Source organism: Thalassospira profundimaris (assembly GCF_003326675.1).
Taxonomy (GTDB): Bacteria; Pseudomonadota; Alphaproteobacteria; order Rhodospirillales; family Thalassospiraceae; genus Thalassospira; species Thalassospira aquimaris.
Map to the genome: position 1 here is coordinate 1 of NZ_JPWF01000015.1, position 15,717 is coordinate 15,717.

Here is a 15,717-nt window from a genome sequence, read left to right on the forward strand (position 1 = left end):
AAGCATAGAAATAGGGGGCCAGCATGTCTGCCAGTATACGGATCTGTTCCAGATGGCTCTGGTTATAAAAATCTTCCTTTTTGGAAGAACAATTCAATGAGCCAACCACCTCGCCAAGGACCTTCATCCCGACGCTGACGCGACTGCGAAGTTCATGGTCGATAATCGGGGCACTTACCGCACCGGGGAAAAGGAAACGCTGGTCCTGAAGCGCATTTCCCGTCAATAGATGGTCCGTCTTACCCAGCAAAATGTCGCGAATGGGCGCTCTGTGCACGTTCGAGCGCATCTTGCTCCAGGCCGTTTCGACACCGACCTCATAGGCCGTTGCCCACCTTTTGTCGGTATCAATCAGGCATACATCAAGGTGATCAAACTCGATAATCTTCTCGATCTCGGTTTTGACTGAACTTAAAGCCGAGTGAATATCGAGATTGCCCGCAAGTAAATTGGATATGCGAAGGTAATGAGCAAGATCCGACATGGGTGGTTTCCTCCAGCGCGTCGATAATATTCACACGTATTTCCCTTGTCTTGCGGGAACCCGCAGATCTTATGTGTAACCCCGCATCACAGGTGCGGCCATCGCCCTTTACAGTTGATAATCTGTTCCTGATAATCACCGCACAAAAAGAACAATGCTAGAATAAGAAACGATCTTCGCTGAGAAGGGCAAAGCCCAAAACTCTAAAACGAAGAATGATAACAATCATACACATGACGTGATCCTCATCACGTCAGGGAGGAAATATGAAGATCAAGTCAATGCTGCTCGGCGTTGTTGCCGGGGCTATTATCACGACGTCCGGAAGCACCGTTGCCTTTGCTGATACATCAGACAAGCGGATTGCTCTTTCCAATAACTATGCCGGAAACTCCTGGCGTCAGGCAATGCTTGAAAGCTGGAACAATGTCGCATTTGCTGCAGTTCACGAAGGCGTGGTTGATGCTGCAGATGCGTTTACGACATCTGAAAACCAGGCAACCGAACAGGCTGCGCAGATTCAAAACATGATCCTGCAGGGATATGATGCGATTGTAGTGAACGCAGCATCTCCGACCGCAATCAATGGTGCGATCAAAGAGGCCTGCGATGCCGGGATTACCGTTGTGTCTTTTGACGGTATCGTGACTGAACCCTGCGCATGGCGTATCGCCGTCGATTTCAAGCAGATGGGGCGTGACCAGGTCAAGTATCTTGCAAGTCGATATCCAGAAGGCGGAAATCTTCTAGAAATTCGCGGACTTGCAGGTGTTTTTGTTGATGACGAAATCAGTGCTGGTATCCACGAAGAAGTTGCAAACACCAACTTCGAAATCGTTGGTTCTGTTCACGGTGACTGGGCCCAGGATGTAGCACAAAAGGCGGTTGCAGGCATCCTTCCGAGCTTGCCTGAAATCAAGGCCGTCGTCACCCAAGGCGGTGATGGGTATGGTGCCGCGCAAGCCTTCAAAGCTGCTGACCGTCCGATGCCGACGATTGTGATGGGTAACCGTCGCGATGAGCTGCAATGGTGGTTGGAACAGAAAGAAGCAACTGGCTATGAAACGACCTCTCTTTCCATTGCACCGGGGGTAAGTACATTGGCCTTCTGGGTGGCACAGCAGATTCTTGATGGTGCTGACGTGCCAAAAGATCTTACCGTTCCCTTCCTCCGCGTTGATCAGGAAAGTCTCGAGGAGATTGTCAAGGAAACACCAAACGGTTCCGTAGCCAATGTGGAATACAGCCTTGAAGACTCTAAAAAAGTGATCCAGGCCGCGAAGTAAGGCAAGCAGGGTCATGATTCAAAACAAAAAAGTGATCGGCACCCATGAGGTGCCGATCATAACCTTGGCGGAAGTCGCTGTCTCATTTGGTGCCGTTAAGGCACTGAGCGATGTGGATTTCAGGATAATGCCCGGCGAGTGTGTTGGCGTCGTCGGACATAACGGGGCTGGCAAATCAACGTTTGTGAATGTCATCAACGGGCGGTTGTCACCAACAAGCGGTATTGTCAACTATGCTGGTGATAATGCTCAGGCAGACTTCAGAAATGCTGACCGAGCCAGAACTGTCGGAATACGTAGCGTATTTCAGGAACTATCGTTGTGTCCAAACCTGACAGTGTTGGAAAATCTGCGCATTCCGTATCGGAACATGCCGTTAAAGAACTGGCGGAAAGAGGCCGGACAGGTCGTTAAGAAATCGCTTGATGAGATATTCCCGGGCAACGGTATCAATCCTTATAGTGTTGTTGCTGACCTGCCGATTGCCGAGCGTCAGATGGTTGAAATTGCAATTGCTTTTTCCCAAAGGGATATTGACGCACGATTGGTGATCCTGGATGAGCCAACATCCTCCCTTGATGGCTCTATTGCAGAGCAATTGCTTAGTTACATCAAAAGGTTCTGTGAGGAAGGTGGGTCAATTATCTTTATTTCCCATATGCTTGGGGAAATTTTTGACGTAGCAACCCGTATCGTAGTTATGAAGGATGGCCGTATCATCGACGATAATTTGGTCTCCAAATTTTCTCGCGATACGCTTGTTGATGCGATGGGACATGTTGTCCCCGATACGCCGGAAATTCAGGTCGCCAAAAAGAACAGATCATTTGGTGAGGAAGTTCTGCGCATGGAGAATGGGCTTAGCGCGCGCAAGGGAGAAATTATTGGTCTTGCCGGTCTTGCAGGTCACGGACAAGCAGAAGTTCTGGCCGCATGCACCTTGGCGCGGTCATCAGACTGGCTGGCATCACGTAATCCACAGGTTGTATTCGTTGCGGGTGATCGTGCCCGTGATGGTCTGATGCCACTGTGGTCTATCATGCGCAATCTGAGCTTACAGACACTTGTTGAATTCAGCCGTGGTTTTTGGATCAACCGTATCAAGGAAGCCAGCCTGGCTGATCGTTGGCACAGCAAAATTGGTATCAAAACCGACAACCTCATGAACCCGATCCTGTCACTTTCTGGCGGGAATCAACAAAAGGTTCTGTTTTCACGGGCATTGGCCTCGTCCGCTCCAATTGTGGTGATGGACGATCCGATGCGTGGCGTGGATGTCGGAACAAAGATGGAAGTTTATCGTATGATCCGCAGTGAAGCGGAGAAGGGGCGGACTTTCCTTTGGTATTCAACGGAAACCGATGAAATTCTGGAATGCGACAGGGTATTTGTTTTTCGGGAAGGGGAAATCGTAAGTGAGCTTACGGGCGATGAAATCACCGAAGATAACCTGCTTCGTACGTCGTTTGCCATGCAGGAGAGTATTCAATGAACCGGGAACACTTGCGGGCTCTTTTACCATTTATGTCCTTGGCCATCCTATTGGCGGCTGTTTTCTACATGCAGCCGCGTGCCATGAGTTATTTCGGTCTTAATCTGCTGTTTAATCTCGCAATTCCCGTAGCCTTGGCAACTGTGGCACAAATGATGATCCTGATGATCAACGACATTGATTTGTCGATCGGCACCTTCGTCAGCTTCTGTGCCTGTGTCACCGCCACATTTGTGCAAAGTGATCCGGTTATTGGCTATGCGATTCTAGCAGGTGCCATTCTTGTTTATGCAGGTATGGGGGCAATTATCCATGTGCGCAAACTTCCGGCAATTGTTGTGACACTCGGCATGTCATTCTTCTGGGCGGGGATGGCAATCCTGATACTGCCGTCGCCGGGTGGTTCTGCACCTGATTGGCTGCGCACCATGATGACTGCGAAAACACCATTTTTGCCAGTGGCAATCATTGCACCGATCATTATTGGCCTAAGCATGCATTATTTCGTCAAGCGTTCCGCACTTGGGGTTTTATTGCGCGGTGTTGGCGGCAATGAACAAGCGATCGAAAGATCAGGGTGGTCGGTATTGCGTCTGAAGGCTGTCGCCTACGGAATTGCCGGGCTCTTATGCGTTCTGTCAGGAATGGCTCTTGTTGGTTTAGCAACCTCCGCAGATGCCAATATCGCTTTGCGATACACGTTGTTGTCAATTGCGGGGGTGATTCTTGGTGGTGGTGAGTTCACAGGCGGCAGAGTTTCACCGATTGGTGCCGTGGTTGGTGCGCTGACTCTTACGCTTGCGGCCAGTTTTCTGTCATTCCTTCATTTGTCGTCTGATTGGCAAATCGGTGCCCAAGGCGCAATCCTTATACTGGTTCTTGCTGCAAGACTTATCTTCACGCGGCGCGAGGCGACTATATGAAAATGATAGAAAATAAGATTGATGCGCATGCAACGCATTCTGCTCTCGTGCGTGGGCTTGTCAGTTTTGCTAAAAAGCAGTGGATATGGGCCTATTTTGCAGCAGGCGCGACCTATTTTGTCACATTGCTTGTTGTCCCGACGGGCGGCGGTGCGGGCGCATTGCTTTATGCCGCACTAACCTTTGCGTCCTTTGCCGTCATTGTGGGTGTCGGGCAAATGTTTGTCGTAACCTTGGGCCCAGGAAACGTCGATCTGTCCATTCCGGCGACAATGACACTGGCCGGGACGCTGGCACTTAAATTCATGGACACTGATAGCAGTCTCGTTGTTCCGGGTATTTTGATTGCCATTGGTGTCGGCCTGGCGTGTGGATTGTTTAACTTTTCTCTGATTCTGGTGCTACGTATTCCGCCAATCATCGCGACCCTATCTTCGTCATTTTTGTTTCAGTCATTGGCGATCTGGTCGAACCGGGGACTTCGTATCAAGCCACCTGAGGTGCTTGCGAACTTTTCGACCGGCGGCTTTGGCGGCGTTCCAAACGTTGCGATTATTGCTGTTCTTGTTTCGATTGTCGGCTGGTTCGTATTGGAACGAGCGATTGCCGGGCGTTGGATATCTGCGGTTGGACAAAATCAACGTGCCGCTCGACTGGCCGGTGTTCCCGTTAATGCCGTTAGACTTGGTGTCTATACCGGTTGCGCGGTACTGGCGGGACTTACTGGTTTCATCCTGGCTTGTTTTTCTGGCGGCGCGAACCTCAACATGGGAACAGAATACATGTTGATGTCTATTGCTGTAGTGGTAATTGGCGGGTCCTCAATTGCAGGGGGTAATTCAAATGTTCCTGGGATTTGGGGCGCAGCATTGTTCATGTTCCTGATTGTATCGATGTTGAACTCGTATGGGCTTGGTGCAGGTGTTCGCCTGATGCTGACCGGTTTGATCATCGTTTCAGTCGTAGCATTGGCCAGCAGGACAGGAAGGCGGCCATGAACGGACCATACGAGATTGTTGATAGCCGGTTTCGTGACCTTGTTCTGGCAAATGTAAGCTTGCGCAAGCTTTCCTCCGGGCATCTCTGGACAGAGGGCCCGGTTTGGGTCCCTGCGCATCAATGCTTGCTGTTTTCCGACATCCCGAACCAGAAAATCTATCGTTGGATGTGTGACGGATCGGTCAATGTTTTTCGCGACCAGTCAAACTTTGCCAATGGCAACACGATTGATTTGAATGGCCGTCTTGTGACTTGCCAGCACGGCACAAGATCGGTTACCCGCACGGAGCATAATGGTTCGATCACGATGCTTGCGGATGGGTTTGAAGGGTATCGGCTTAACGCGCCGAATGACGTTGTCGTCAAATCCGACGGATCAATCTGGTTTACAGATCCGACTTACGGGATATTGTCGAACTACGAGGGGTATAAGGCGGCACCAGAGCAGAAATACAACAATGTATTTTGTCTTGATCCGGCCACGGGCACGTTAACCAGTGTCACATCGGAGTTTCATCAGCCAAACGGGCTGGCATTTTCCAATGATGAAAAGCTGCTTTACATCGCAGAATCAGGAAGCAGCCATGACAGTTCAATTCCGGCGGTCATTCGTGTGTATGACGTTGTGAACGGCAACCGGCTTGAGAACGGTCGTGATTTTGCCACGATCGATAAAGGTTTGCCGGACGGGATCCGAATTGATTGCCATGGAAATGTTTGGAGTTCAGCTGCGGATGGTGTGCATTGCTTTGATCGCGCAGGCATGTTGCTTGGCAAGATTCTGGTGCCGGAAACTGTATCGAATTTAACGTTTGGCGGCGCGCGCGGAAACGAGATACTGATGACGGCAACGACAAGCGTTTACGCCATCCACGTCAATAGCGAGGCATTGGTTCGATAGGTTTTCCAGGTGCTGCAACCAGGATCAGCCGTTTTGTTTTGGGTTTTCAACGGAGTCGCGTTCGACCATCAGGCATTCAACCTTGATTTGGTTTGGTGAGGCCAAAAGATCGCCCACGCTATCGATCAGGAGTTCGGCACTGATTTCACCCATTTCGTAGTGGGGTAGAATCAGAGTCGTCAGGGCAGGGTGCGTGTGCTGGGCAATTTCGCGGTCGTCAAAGCCGATCACGGCTACATCGTCCGGGATGCTTTTCCCCAATTCGCGCAGCGCGTCATAACAGCCCAGCGCCATAAGGTCATTGGCGCAGAAAGTTGCGTCTGGCGGGATATCCAGTGCCATGAGTTCATGAGTCATCGAATAACCTGGTTGATGGTTCCCAGTTCCCCGGACGGACAAGAGTTGGGTCAAACGGTATATCGTTGCTGGAAAGTGCCTGGCGGTATCCTTTGAGACGGTCGCGCGAGGCATCGACACCTTTCTGGCCATTGATGATCGCAATACGTTTGCGACCAGCTTGTATCAGGCGTTCAGTTGCTGCCCGTCCCCTTGCAAGTCGCCCGGCAAAACTCCGTGCAGATTGCGCTTTAATCAAGGCCAAAATTGCCAAAAGTAGGGAGCTCCTGCCGCTTCTGGTCGAGAGGAAGGATCTATTTCCGGACTCATTTCGGACGGGATCAGCACCAAGCCGGTCTGGCTTGAGGTCAAACAACAAACACTCGAAGAACTTCTGGATGCGCGCAACAAGTTCGAAACTGCGGTGATTACCCTGCGCAAAGCCGAAAGCCGCTAAGATCGCCATCAATTGCGCGCCCCGGTCAGCGGCACGATTCGGCAATTGGCGGTCCATACCGTACGCGGCGTTGTCTCGCCAGCCGAGTGTCTGATGGTGGTGCCCGACGATGTGGAACTCAAAGCGGTTGCCAAGGTGCAAAATAAGGATGCCGGTTTTGTTGCGATAGAGCAGGAAGCTGTGATCAAGATCGATAGCTTCTCCTTCACTCGCTAGAGCGTTTCACGGTTTTTCCGAATCGATATGGGATTCCCAAGAGGGTTGAATTGTGATTCAAGATGAATGCTGGGTAAGGAGGCCAGCATTCATGACCCGTCCTTATTCGAATGATCTTCGAGAGCGTGTTGTTTCTGCGGTTCGAGCCGGAGAAAGCTGTCGGGCAGTTGCAGCCCGTTTTGGAGTTGCGGTTTCAACTGTGGTGAAGTGGCACCAGCGTTACCGTTCCACCGGAAGCGTCTCACAGGGCAAGATTGGCGGCCATCGCAAACGTGTGCTTGTCGAGCATCGAGACTTCATTCATGAGCAACTCAAACGAACGCCACACCTGACACTTCATGGGCTTAAAGACATGCTTGCCGAGCATGGTGTGACTGTCTCGCATCAGACCGTATGGCAGTTTCTCAGAGATGAGGGACTACGCTTCAAAAAAACACTGTTCGCCCTTGAACAAGCGCGCTCCAGCGTTGCCCGCCAGCGTCGGCGCTGGAAGTCCTTGCAAAGAGTGATTGATCCGGAGCGGCTGGTTTTCATTGACGAGACCTGGATCAAAACCAACATGGCTCCGCTCCGGGGATGGTGTCCCAAGGGACAACGATTGGTCGGCTATGCACCACATGGGCACTGGCGAACAATGACCTTCATTGCCGCCCTGCGCCATGATCAACTGACAGCCCCTTGCGTGTTTGATGGGCCGATCAATGGCGCAAGTTTTTTGGCCTATGTTCAGCAGCAACTGCTTCGGGGACTGCGCCCGGGTGATATCGTGGTCATGGACAATCTTGGTAGCCACAAATCTCGCGCCGTCCGCGACAGCTTGAAGGCAGCCGGTGTCCGCTCATGGTACCTGCCACCTTACAGCCCCGACCTTAATCCTATAGAGCAAGCCTTCTCAAAGGTTAAGCACTGGATGAGAGCTGCTCAGAAACGAAACATTGAAGATACCTGGCGTCATCTCGGGCAAATTGCTGGAACCTTCTCACCTGACGAATGCGCCGCTTACTTCAGGAATGCCGGGTATGGTTCCGTGAAAACATGAAGTGCTCTAAGGAAAGATTGACGGCAAGGTCAAAAGCATCTCGCGCGATGCCATTCAGGACGAAGATCTGGGGCTGGTCTATGAGGTCCGGGCGACCCTTGATGGCTCGAAAATCTTCGCTGATGGACGGATAGTCAAACTGGTACCGGGAATGACGGCCTCTGTTGAGGTGAAGACTGGGAAACGACTGATTATTGAGTTCCTACTCTCGCCTGTGATGAAGTACGGGGATGAGGCGCTTCGAGAGCGATAACTCTTGGTGCACAACATCTCTTGGCATTGAGACGCTACAAATTCTGAAAATGTCACCTTTTCTGTCAATTTTGCAGTTTTTTGTCAGCTTATGTGTCAATCCATGTCAACTTATCTGGCAATCTGAAATGCTAAGCGATTGATTTCTCTGCATGTCGAAAGTCATCTTTTATGGCACCTGACATCCTCCCAAAATCCGCAAGCGCTTGATCTCGCTTTGCATCGGACTTCTCCAAGTTCGGTGGATCACCACATGGTTAGACTGTATCTTTGGCTTATCTTTGTCAAAGGATGCGCGATACACGCGATTTGGTCAGACACTTTGGCTGTGCTTCTGTGGGCGGTCAAGTAAGGGATGTGGCGGCAACGTAAGATCTTATAAAGCAGCTTCTGCCTTTCTCCTGCGCCAAGTGAATGAGGCCACGCCGCCGGTATTGTTGATGGGTGTACCAGCGGCGTGCAAACATGTTGTTGCAGTCGGTGCAGATTTTCAGGCGCCATTTACTGCATCCTTGTGTACCGAACAGCACCTCACCAGAAATGGGGCATTGGCCATCGATCCGGGAGCGGAACCAGATCATTCCAGTCCGCGCCTTTGAGGATGTGGCGAAGATAGGCGCGCTCGAGCGTCCGCATCGGTTTGTGAACACGAAATTTGCGCCATTCTGTGTTAACGCCATCCGGGAAGCGCGGCCGCGGATAGTCGCAATGACGCTCGGCGATCTTCTGTCCCTTCTGCTTGCGATAGGTACGTGACATCACGCGTCTCCTAAGTTGAACCCTAGAAGACGTCGAGCAGCAGATAGAAAAAGCCGGCGGGTGATATGGTGCAACCCGAGCACATACAAACACCCGGTTCGCACAAGGACGTTCCGGGAGCATTGAGGGGCGCAGGCAAAGCGATGTCAGCTAAATTTTTGAACCGTTACTATAAGCGTGATGTGACCCGCAGACAAGCGGTCGGCTGTTGGCAAGGAGCATGCGACACGCGTTTACGCAGGTCCGGCGGCGTACCGATCGTTTCGGGGCTGATTTTGTCCGTTAATTGAGGTTTCCAGACAAAGTAAACCTGAGCTCCTGCAAGAAAGTGGATTCATGCAGCAACCGCCCAAATTGTCATAATTCGGGGTTATCGATCTACAACGTCTATTTCTGGTCATGCGAAGCAGTCGTAGTTGATGACATGTGCTAACTTGGCCGTTCTAAGGCATAATCAGGAGCGCGATGAAAAGATGTTTGGCTGCGCTTTCTCTTCCGATGCACCTCCTATATGCCGCCTGAGAAGTTCCGCAGCCTTCGTATTGTTGCCGGTCAATAGGGCGTCAATAATCTCAAGATGCTGTTCCGTTTGCCGTTTGACGCGTGCACGATCAATCGTCTGACGATATTCAACAAGACGTCTAAGTTGGTTTTGTTTGGCAACTGATTGTGCAAGAAACCGGTTACCTGACATCTCAGCGAGACTTTCATGGAACTGCGAGTTGGCCTCAAACAGTTCAATTTGCCCGAGTGTTTCAAAGCCCTTGTCGTGAATGAATTCTTGCTGGGTTTTTAGGTGCTTCAAAACCGTAATATTTGCTTTGAATCCTTCCGCCTGTAAGCCTGCTGGTTCAAGAATCTGACGAAGTGCATAGCTTTCCCGATAGGCTTCGACCGAGTCAATCATTGGTAGAAACAACCAACCGTTTCCGGCCTTGCGTTCAATCCAGCCTTCGGATGAGATACGTCCGAGGACGCGACGCAAGCTATATCGCGGAACGTCGTAGCGCCGCATTAATTCGGCTTCGGTGACTTTTTCCTCCAGGGTTGACGCAAGTCGATCTGCCGCGATGGCAAGATATATGCGTTCATCATCTGCTTCTGGTGCATCTGAAATGCGATCCAAGGCATCGTTAGGTACAGAAAGCAGAAAGAACCCACGATTTGGCCGTTTCTCTAAAAAGCCTTGATCTGAAAGATAGTTGAGCGCCGCGCGGATCGGGCCGCGCGACGTTCCTAGCAAATGTTGTAAGGATGTTTCGGTGAAGTGATGCCCTGCTTCCAAGCCGGATGTACGCGCAAATAGTAATATACGTTGCGCAAGTTGAATATGTAGCTGATTTGGGACAACACTCATGAATGCCTGCTTTATTTATTGATCGGCCAACCGTGCCGGTACTGCAACGCTTCCTTTCATTAGGCAGCGTGCTGTTCGGAATACACTAGCATAGTCAACGCTCCAACCATCAACTTGATCGACCTTCGCACTCACCCCGACAACCCCGGAAGGATTGCCAACACGAATCTCTGCGGTGTTGGGCGTGCTTGAGGACATGGCATGGGGGATCGTTCCTTTAATTAGAGAAGCAACACCGGCACACATCGCACCTGTAAGGGTAATGGCCTTATGGGCGCGTTCCATTGAAAGCATGTTGATGCCAATGTCATAGTCGTTCTTGTTAAAGGCCGAACTATCGAGTGCAACAAACGCATTAGGGCGCGACGCAATAGCGATTTTGGGATTTGCCAGTCCTGCGGTTCCAGGTGTGTTTGCAAGCCCCATCAAAACAGCAGCCTTCCGCCTGATGTCATCAAGAGTTGCCATCAGACCAGGTAAAGTTTCTATCTCGTCGGGGTGCCGTAGACCTTGCAGGTTAAGATCTTCTGCTGCAACAAATGCAACCGGGTTACTCGCATCGATCATGGAGATACTGAGCTTACGTCCGTTATCCATGACAATTTGGTCAACGACGTTTCCCGTCGGGAGCAGGCCGGATGTAATCGACCCGCCGGGAGACTTGAAATCAAGTCGAATTCTCGCCCCGCTGCCAGAGACTCCAGCTATTGCCAGTTCTCCCTCAACCAGCGGCTTGCCATGTCGAACAGGAACCTGCGCGTGAATTATTTTACGCGTATTGACCTGATGAATTCGGACCGATGTTATGCCGTCTGTTGCAGAAATTAAGCCTTCCTCAATCGCGAATGGACCAACAGCAGAGCTCAGGTTGCCACAGTTCGCGCCGCGGTCGACAACAGCCTTGTCGACTGCAACCTGGGCAAAAGTGTAATCGATGTCGGCATCCGGGTGAGTTGAAGGGCCGATGATCACTGCTTTTGACAGAGATGAGACACCACCACCCATACCGTCAAGCTGTCGACCGTTCGGATCAGGGCTCCCCATTGCTGCGAGGAATATCTCATCCTGTCGTTCAATTTCTGCAGGTAGGTCTTTGGCATGAAAGAACAGGCCCTTGCTAGAGCCGCCGCGATAAAATGAAGCTGGAATAAAATACTGGTTCATGGCGTTTTCCTCAGGCGTTAACCGTTGACACATATTCGCGCCAAACAGCAGGCAAAATGCCGCCCTCCAGCCAATATTCGAGCTCTTCTTCAGTCTCGATACGAACAGTCAGGTTGATGCTGGACGTGTCGCCGTTCTCTCGGTGAACAAGGCATTGTAGGGTTGAGCGAACTCCAACTGATTGTTCGAGATTGAGCAAATCAAACGTTTCAGTTCCATCAAGGTTCAGAGCATTTGCATTGGTGTCGGCAGGCAGTTCTAGTGGAAGAACGCCCATACCAACGAGGTTGGTGCGGTGAATCCGCTCAAAGCTCTCCGCGATAACTGCTTTGACGTTTAGGAGCGCCACACCTTTTGCTGCCCAATCTCGGGAAGACCCACATCCGTAATTCTTGCCGGCCACAACAACAAGCGGGACATTTCTTTTCTTGTAGATTTCAGCGGCATCGAAAACCGACATTTGTTTGCCTTCAGGCATCAGTTTAGTGATGCTTCCTTCTGTACCTTCGACGATTTTATTCTTGAGGCGGATGTTTGCGAATGTCGCCCGAACAGCTATTTCATGGTTGCCGCGGCGCGTGCCATACGAGTTGAAGTCTCTTTTCTGCACACCCTTACCAAGCATGAAGTTCGCGGCTGCTGAATGATCGGCAATCGCACCGGAAGGTGAGATATGATCTGTGGTGATAGAATCACCCAGGATAGCCAGTGGTCGCATTCCCTTGATGTCTATCACCTCATTTCGGTGTGGTGAGAGCTCGTCAAAGTACGGTGCCTGACGGATGTAAGTGCTGTCCGCCTTCCAGGAGAACTGGCTTCCCGGCTTCTCAGACAATGAAACCCATTTATCATCGCCGTCAAAAATCTCATTATATTTCTCAACAAACAACTTCGGGTCGTAGGCTGTCGAGACAATCGACGAAATTTCTGTCGCTGACGGCCAGATGTCAGCAAGGAAAACAGGGGTGCCGTGACGATCTTGACCTAGCGGTTCGGTCCGCAGGTCTATATTGAGATTGCCAGCAATTGCATAGGCAACGACCAAAGCTGGGGACGCCAAATATGCGGCACGAACGTTGGGGTGAGTTCGTCCTTCAAAGTTACGGTTACCCGACAGTACTGCTGTTGCGAGAATCTTCTCGTTATCAATGGTCTCGGCCAAGGCTTCATCAATTGGCCCAGACATGCCGTTGCATGTTGTGCAGCCAAACCCGACAACCTGGAAGCCAAGTTTGTCGAGGTGAGATTGCAAGCTAGTGTTTTCTAGGATCGCGGCAACAACTTGGCTACCGGGTGCTAACGAAGTTTTCACCCAAGGCTTGACGGTTAAACCTAGCTCTGCTGCACGTTTTGCAAGCAAGCCCGCACCGATCATGTTGATTGGATTGGAGGTGTTGGTGCAACTGGTGATTGCGGCGATGACAATGTCCCCGTCCTTCAAGCTATAGCCTTTTGAAGGGATATTTGTTTCTGCCTGCAGGTCACGGTGAGAGTTTATTGACTTCTGGAGTGTCTGGAACGCTTGTTTGGCATTGCTCAAAGAAATTCGATCTTCTGGCCTCCACGGTCCCGCAATCGAGCTTTCAACTTCAGAAAGATCAAATTGAACGACTTGCTCAAAGACTGGTGCGGAAGATTTGCTGTCGCGCCACATCAATTGTGCTTTGGCATATGCTTCGACCAAGGCAATGTGTTCTTCCGTGCGACCGGTCATTCGCAGATAGTCTGAAAGACGCTCATCTGGCGGGAAATACACGCAAGTTGCACCAAATTCCGGTGCCATATTTGCAATCGTACCGCGGTCTGCAACAGGCAAGCCATCAAGGCCTTTGCCAAAGAATTCAACAAACTTTCCGACAACACCTACCGCCCTTAGGCGCTCGGTAATTGCCAGGACAATATCTGTTGGCATAACGCCTTCAGGAATTGTGCCGGTGATTTCGACGCCAACTACTTCGGGAATCGGAAGTGAAACAGCGCGTCCGAGCATGACGGCTTCCGCTTCGATGCCGCCAACACCCCAACCAAGAATACCCAAACCATTAATCATTGTTGTGTGGCTGTCTGTGCCAACAAGGGTATCGGGGTATGCCCAAGTGCCATCATCGGTCTCATCAGTCCAAATCACCTTGCCCAGATACTCCATGTTGATCTGGTGCATGATGCCTTTTCCGGGCGGGACAACACGTAGCTTGTCGAAACTGGTTTGGCACCAGCGCAAGAAACCAAAGCGTTCTACGTTGCGCTCATGCTCCAGTTCGAGATTAATTTTTCGTGCTGCATCACTGGCAGACACATCGACGCGCAATGAATGGTCAATGACCAGGTCTGCCGCAACGCGTGGGTTCACATCAGACGGATTGCCGCCAGCCTTGGCGACCGCATCTCGCAGAGAGGCGAGATCAACCATCAACGGAACACCAAGAAGATCTTGCAAAAACACTCGAGCGGGGAAGAAGGGAATCCCTTCTCCTATCCTTCGGTTTACTAGAGAATCGATATTTTTCGCGTGATCTTCGTGCCGGTGTGCGTGCCGTAACTGGTTTTCCAGTACGACTTTCAGCGCTATGGGCAAGCTCTCGCAGCCTGCAATTTCTGAAATCGGCATATAGAGGTACCGCTTTCCAGAGACATCTAACTCTCTGTTTTTATGTGGATTTGTGCGGGACATGAATTCCTCCTTGGTCAAATTCTGAAACATGATTGTCATATGTGTTGACATAAAACAAGTCATATGTTTTCACTTATGACAATAAGAGCAAGCGAACGATATCTCGGAATGAACCGAGAAATCGCAGCAGCTGCAGCAGAGAGCGACCAAGAAACGAGGAAGAGGCTTGGTGTCCGTCCATGTCGTCAAGTAACCGAAGTGTCTTGTATCGGATGAAGTCGGTACTTCCCGTTTCACCAAACGATAATCAGAGAGTCGGATCCGTGCCGTGAAATGAACGGGTCTGGAAAAGGGAACGCTTTTGTTCCAATTCATCGGGAGGAAAATGATGAAATCAATTCGAGCTTTGTGCGTAACTGGTCTCATTGCCTTTGCCAGTGGCGGGGCAACGACGGCTTTCGCATTCGAGCCAGAAAGCCCTCAATGTATTGCTCCGTCAGGTGCTGGTGGCGGCTGGGATTTCACTTGCCGCCAAGTTGGTAAGGCGATGCAAGATCAGAAGCTTATCTCAAGCACGATGCGTGTTGTTAATGCTGCAGGCGGCGGCGGCGGAGTTGCCTATGCCGAAGTTGTCAACAAAATGAATGACGACAATGATCTGATTGTTGCAGCTTCTTCTGCTACTGCCACGCGTCTCGCTCAAGGTGCATATCCTGGAAACACGATGGACCAGGTTCGTTGGGTAGGAACAATCGGCGCTGACTACGGTGTTATCGGTGTAGCTGCCGATTCTCCGGTTAATTCGTTGACCGAGCTAATGGACCAGATCAAGCAAGACCCATCATCTGTTAACTTTGCGGGCGGCTCAGCTGTTGGTGGATGGGATCATCTCAAAGTTCTTCTTGCTGCCAAGAAGTCCGGAATCAGCGATGTACGGAAAGTAAAGTATGTTGCGTTTGATGGTGGTGCAGAAGCTGTGGTTCAGATCATGGCTGGTACTGTCCAAGCCTTTACCGGTGATGCCTCTGAGGCAAAAGGTTTTGTTGAGTCAGGGGACCTGAAAGTTCTCGCCATTCTCGCGCCAGAACGTCTCGACGGTGAATTTGCTTCGTTCCCGACTGCAAAGGAACAGGGCATTGATGTTGTTGGTGCGAACTGGCGTGGTTTTTATGCGCCATTGAATATGTCTGAAGAGGCGTATGACTTCTGGGTGAACTCTGTAGGCGAAGTTTATGCATCCGCAGAGTGGAAGAAAACCATGGAGGCAAACGGATTGGCTCCACTGGATCTTCGCGGTGCCGAGTTTGAAGACTTCGTTCGTGCTTCGGTCAACGATATCGAAAGCCTCTCGAAAGAGATCGGCCTGATCAAGTAATCCATCTACCGCGCTAGCGTCCGCCAACTTGCAAGTTGGCGGACCACTCTACAACAGGAGTAAAAT

16 protein-coding genes are annotated in these 15,717 nt (G+C 50.9%); 9 read left to right on the forward strand and 7 right to left on the reverse strand.

What is annotated here, in order from left to right; translation table 11 throughout:
- Positions 1 to 484, reverse strand: a 484-nt coding sequence (locus tag TH19_RS18240) for a GAF domain-containing protein (protein ID WP_147250790.1), incomplete at its 3' end; no start/stop codon positions are given.
- Positions 485 to 750: 266 nt separating this feature from the next.
- Here TH19_RS18240 and TH19_RS18245 point away from each other — a divergent pair.
- Genes TH19_RS18245 through TH19_RS18265 form a run of 5 tightly spaced genes read left to right on the forward strand, consistent with a single transcriptional unit; the run spans position 751 to position 6,085 of the window.
- Positions 751 to 1,770, forward strand: a complete 1,020-nt coding sequence (locus TH19_RS18245) for an ABC transporter substrate-binding protein (RefSeq protein ID WP_114103802.1) — start codon at positions 751 to 753, stop codon at positions 1,768 to 1,770.
- A 13-nt stretch (positions 1,771 to 1,783) separates the two neighbouring features.
- Entirely contained in the window at positions 1,784 to 3,262 is a 1,479-nt protein-coding gene (locus TH19_RS18250) for a sugar ABC transporter ATP-binding protein (protein ID WP_114103803.1), read from the forward strand.
- Positions 3,259 to 4,185 (forward strand): ABC transporter permease, encoded by a 927-nt coding sequence (locus TH19_RS18255; RefSeq protein ID WP_114103804.1) that lies wholly within the window; start codon positions 3,259 to 3,261, stop codon positions 4,183 to 4,185. The genes TH19_RS18250 and TH19_RS18255 overlap by 4 nt, the downstream gene beginning before the upstream one ends.
- A complete protein-coding gene (locus tag TH19_RS18260) occupies positions 4,182 to 5,183 on the forward strand; it encodes an ABC transporter permease (protein WP_220151757.1) in 1,002 nt (333 codons plus the stop codon). The genes TH19_RS18255 and TH19_RS18260 overlap by 4 nt, the downstream gene beginning before the upstream one ends.
- Positions 5,180 to 6,085, forward strand: coding sequence for an SMP-30/gluconolactonase/LRE family protein (locus TH19_RS18265; protein ID WP_114103805.1), 906 nt, complete (start codon positions 5,180 to 5,182; stop codon positions 6,083 to 6,085). Before TH19_RS18260 ends, TH19_RS18265 begins: the two co-directional genes overlap by 4 nt.
- A 24-nt stretch (positions 6,086 to 6,109) precedes the next feature.
- Here TH19_RS18265 and TH19_RS22950 read toward each other — a convergent pair whose 3' ends face one another.
- Positions 6,110 to 6,442, reverse strand: coding sequence for a substrate-binding domain-containing protein (locus TH19_RS22950; protein ID WP_220151758.1), 333 nt, complete (start codon positions 6,440 to 6,442; stop codon positions 6,110 to 6,112).
- Positions 6,432 to 6,887 (reverse strand): type 1 periplasmic-binding domain-containing protein, encoded by a 456-nt coding sequence (locus tag TH19_RS22955; protein WP_220151759.1) that lies wholly within the window; start codon positions 6,885 to 6,887, stop codon positions 6,432 to 6,434. The genes TH19_RS22950 and TH19_RS22955 overlap by 11 nt, the downstream gene beginning before the upstream one ends.
- A 3-nt stretch (positions 6,888 to 6,890) precedes the next feature.
- Between TH19_RS22955 and TH19_RS18275 the strand changes: the two genes are divergently transcribed.
- From TH19_RS18275 to TH19_RS23280, 3 genes are all read left to right on the forward strand, one after another.
- Positions 6,891 to 7,094, forward strand: a complete 204-nt coding sequence (locus TH19_RS18275; protein ID WP_114103806.1) for an HlyD family efflux transporter periplasmic adaptor subunit — start codon at positions 6,891 to 6,893, stop codon at positions 7,092 to 7,094.
- 91 nt (positions 7,095 to 7,185) lie between these two features.
- Positions 7,186 to 8,133, forward strand: a complete 948-nt coding sequence (locus tag TH19_RS18280) for an IS630 family transposase (protein WP_114103807.1) — start codon at positions 7,186 to 7,188, stop codon at positions 8,131 to 8,133.
- A gap of 16 nt (positions 8,134 to 8,149) precedes the next feature.
- On the forward strand, positions 8,150 to 8,386 hold the full coding sequence (locus tag TH19_RS23280) for a beta-barrel domain-containing protein (protein WP_473774334.1): 237 nt from the start codon (positions 8,150 to 8,152) through the stop codon (positions 8,384 to 8,386).
- A 530-nt stretch (positions 8,387 to 8,916) separates the two neighbouring features.
- Here the strand turns inward: TH19_RS23280 and TH19_RS18285 are convergent.
- The 4 genes from TH19_RS18285 to acnA all read right to left on the reverse strand — a co-directional run bounded on the left by TH19_RS18285 (position 8,917) and on the right by acnA (position 14,336).
- The gene (locus TH19_RS18285; protein WP_114103808.1) at positions 8,917 to 9,144 is read right to left on the reverse strand and encodes a hypothetical protein; all 228 of its coding nucleotides are present in this window, start codon (positions 9,142 to 9,144) and stop codon (positions 8,917 to 8,919) included.
- 454 nt (positions 9,145 to 9,598) lie between these two features.
- Positions 9,599 to 10,501, reverse strand: coding sequence for a GntR family transcriptional regulator (locus TH19_RS18290; protein ID WP_114103809.1), 903 nt, complete (start codon positions 10,499 to 10,501; stop codon positions 9,599 to 9,601).
- Positions 10,502 to 10,516: 15 nt separating this feature from the next.
- Positions 10,517 to 11,665 carry a 2-methylaconitate cis-trans isomerase PrpF family protein gene (locus TH19_RS18295; protein WP_114103873.1) on the reverse strand — a complete coding sequence of 383 codons (1,149 nt, stop codon included), beginning with the start codon at positions 11,663 to 11,665 and terminating at the stop codon, positions 10,517 to 10,519.
- Positions 11,666 to 11,675: 10 nt separating this feature from the next.
- The gene (acnA, locus tag TH19_RS18300; RefSeq protein WP_114103874.1) at positions 11,676 to 14,336 is read right to left on the reverse strand and encodes an aconitate hydratase AcnA; all 2,661 of its coding nucleotides are present in this window, start codon (positions 14,334 to 14,336) and stop codon (positions 11,676 to 11,678) included.
- Between the two features lie 325 nt (positions 14,337 to 14,661).
- Here acnA and TH19_RS18305 point away from each other — a divergent pair, with 325 nt between their 5' ends.
- Positions 14,662 to 15,651 (forward strand): Bug family tripartite tricarboxylate transporter substrate binding protein, encoded by a 990-nt coding sequence (locus tag TH19_RS18305; protein WP_220151760.1) that lies wholly within the window; start codon positions 14,662 to 14,664, stop codon positions 15,649 to 15,651.
- Positions 15,652 to 15,717 lie beyond the last annotated feature (66 nt).

Bases quoted from the DNA above. Each gene is read 5' to 3' on its own strand.
- TH19_RS18250 (WP_114103803.1), top strand. From the start codon at position 1,784: ATGATTCAAAACAAAAAAGTGATCGGCACCCATGAGGTGCCGATCATA.
- TH19_RS22955 (WP_220151759.1), bottom strand. From the start codon at position 6,887: ATGGCGATCTTAGCGGCTTTCGGCTTTGCGCAGGGTAATCACCGCAGT.
- TH19_RS18255 (WP_114103804.1), top strand. From the start codon at position 3,259: ATGAACCGGGAACACTTGCGGGCTCTTTTACCATTTATGTCCTTGGCC.
- acnA (WP_114103874.1), bottom strand. From the start codon at position 14,336: ATGTCCCGCACAAATCCACATAAAAACAGAGAGTTAGATGTCTCTGGA.
- TH19_RS18260 (WP_220151757.1), top strand. From the start codon at position 4,182: ATGAAAATGATAGAAAATAAGATTGATGCGCATGCAACGCATTCTGCT.
- TH19_RS18245 (WP_114103802.1), top strand. From the start codon at position 751: ATGAAGATCAAGTCAATGCTGCTCGGCGTTGTTGCCGGGGCTATTATC.
- TH19_RS18305 (WP_220151760.1), top strand. From the start codon at position 14,662: ATGATGAAATCAATTCGAGCTTTGTGCGTAACTGGTCTCATTGCCTTT.
- TH19_RS22950 (WP_220151758.1), bottom strand. From the start codon at position 6,442: ATGACTCATGAACTCATGGCACTGGATATCCCGCCAGACGCAACTTTC.
- TH19_RS18290 (WP_114103809.1), bottom strand. From the start codon at position 10,501: ATGAGTGTTGTCCCAAATCAGCTACATATTCAACTTGCGCAACGTATA.
- TH19_RS18280 (WP_114103807.1), top strand. From the start codon at position 7,186: ATGACCCGTCCTTATTCGAATGATCTTCGAGAGCGTGTTGTTTCTGCG.
- TH19_RS18265 (WP_114103805.1), top strand. From the start codon at position 5,180: ATGAACGGACCATACGAGATTGTTGATAGCCGGTTTCGTGACCTTGTT.
- TH19_RS18295 (WP_114103873.1), bottom strand. From the start codon at position 11,665: ATGAACCAGTATTTTATTCCAGCTTCATTTTATCGCGGCGGCTCTAGC.
- TH19_RS18285 (WP_114103808.1), bottom strand. From the start codon at position 9,144: ATGTCACGTACCTATCGCAAGCAGAAGGGACAGAAGATCGCCGAGCGT.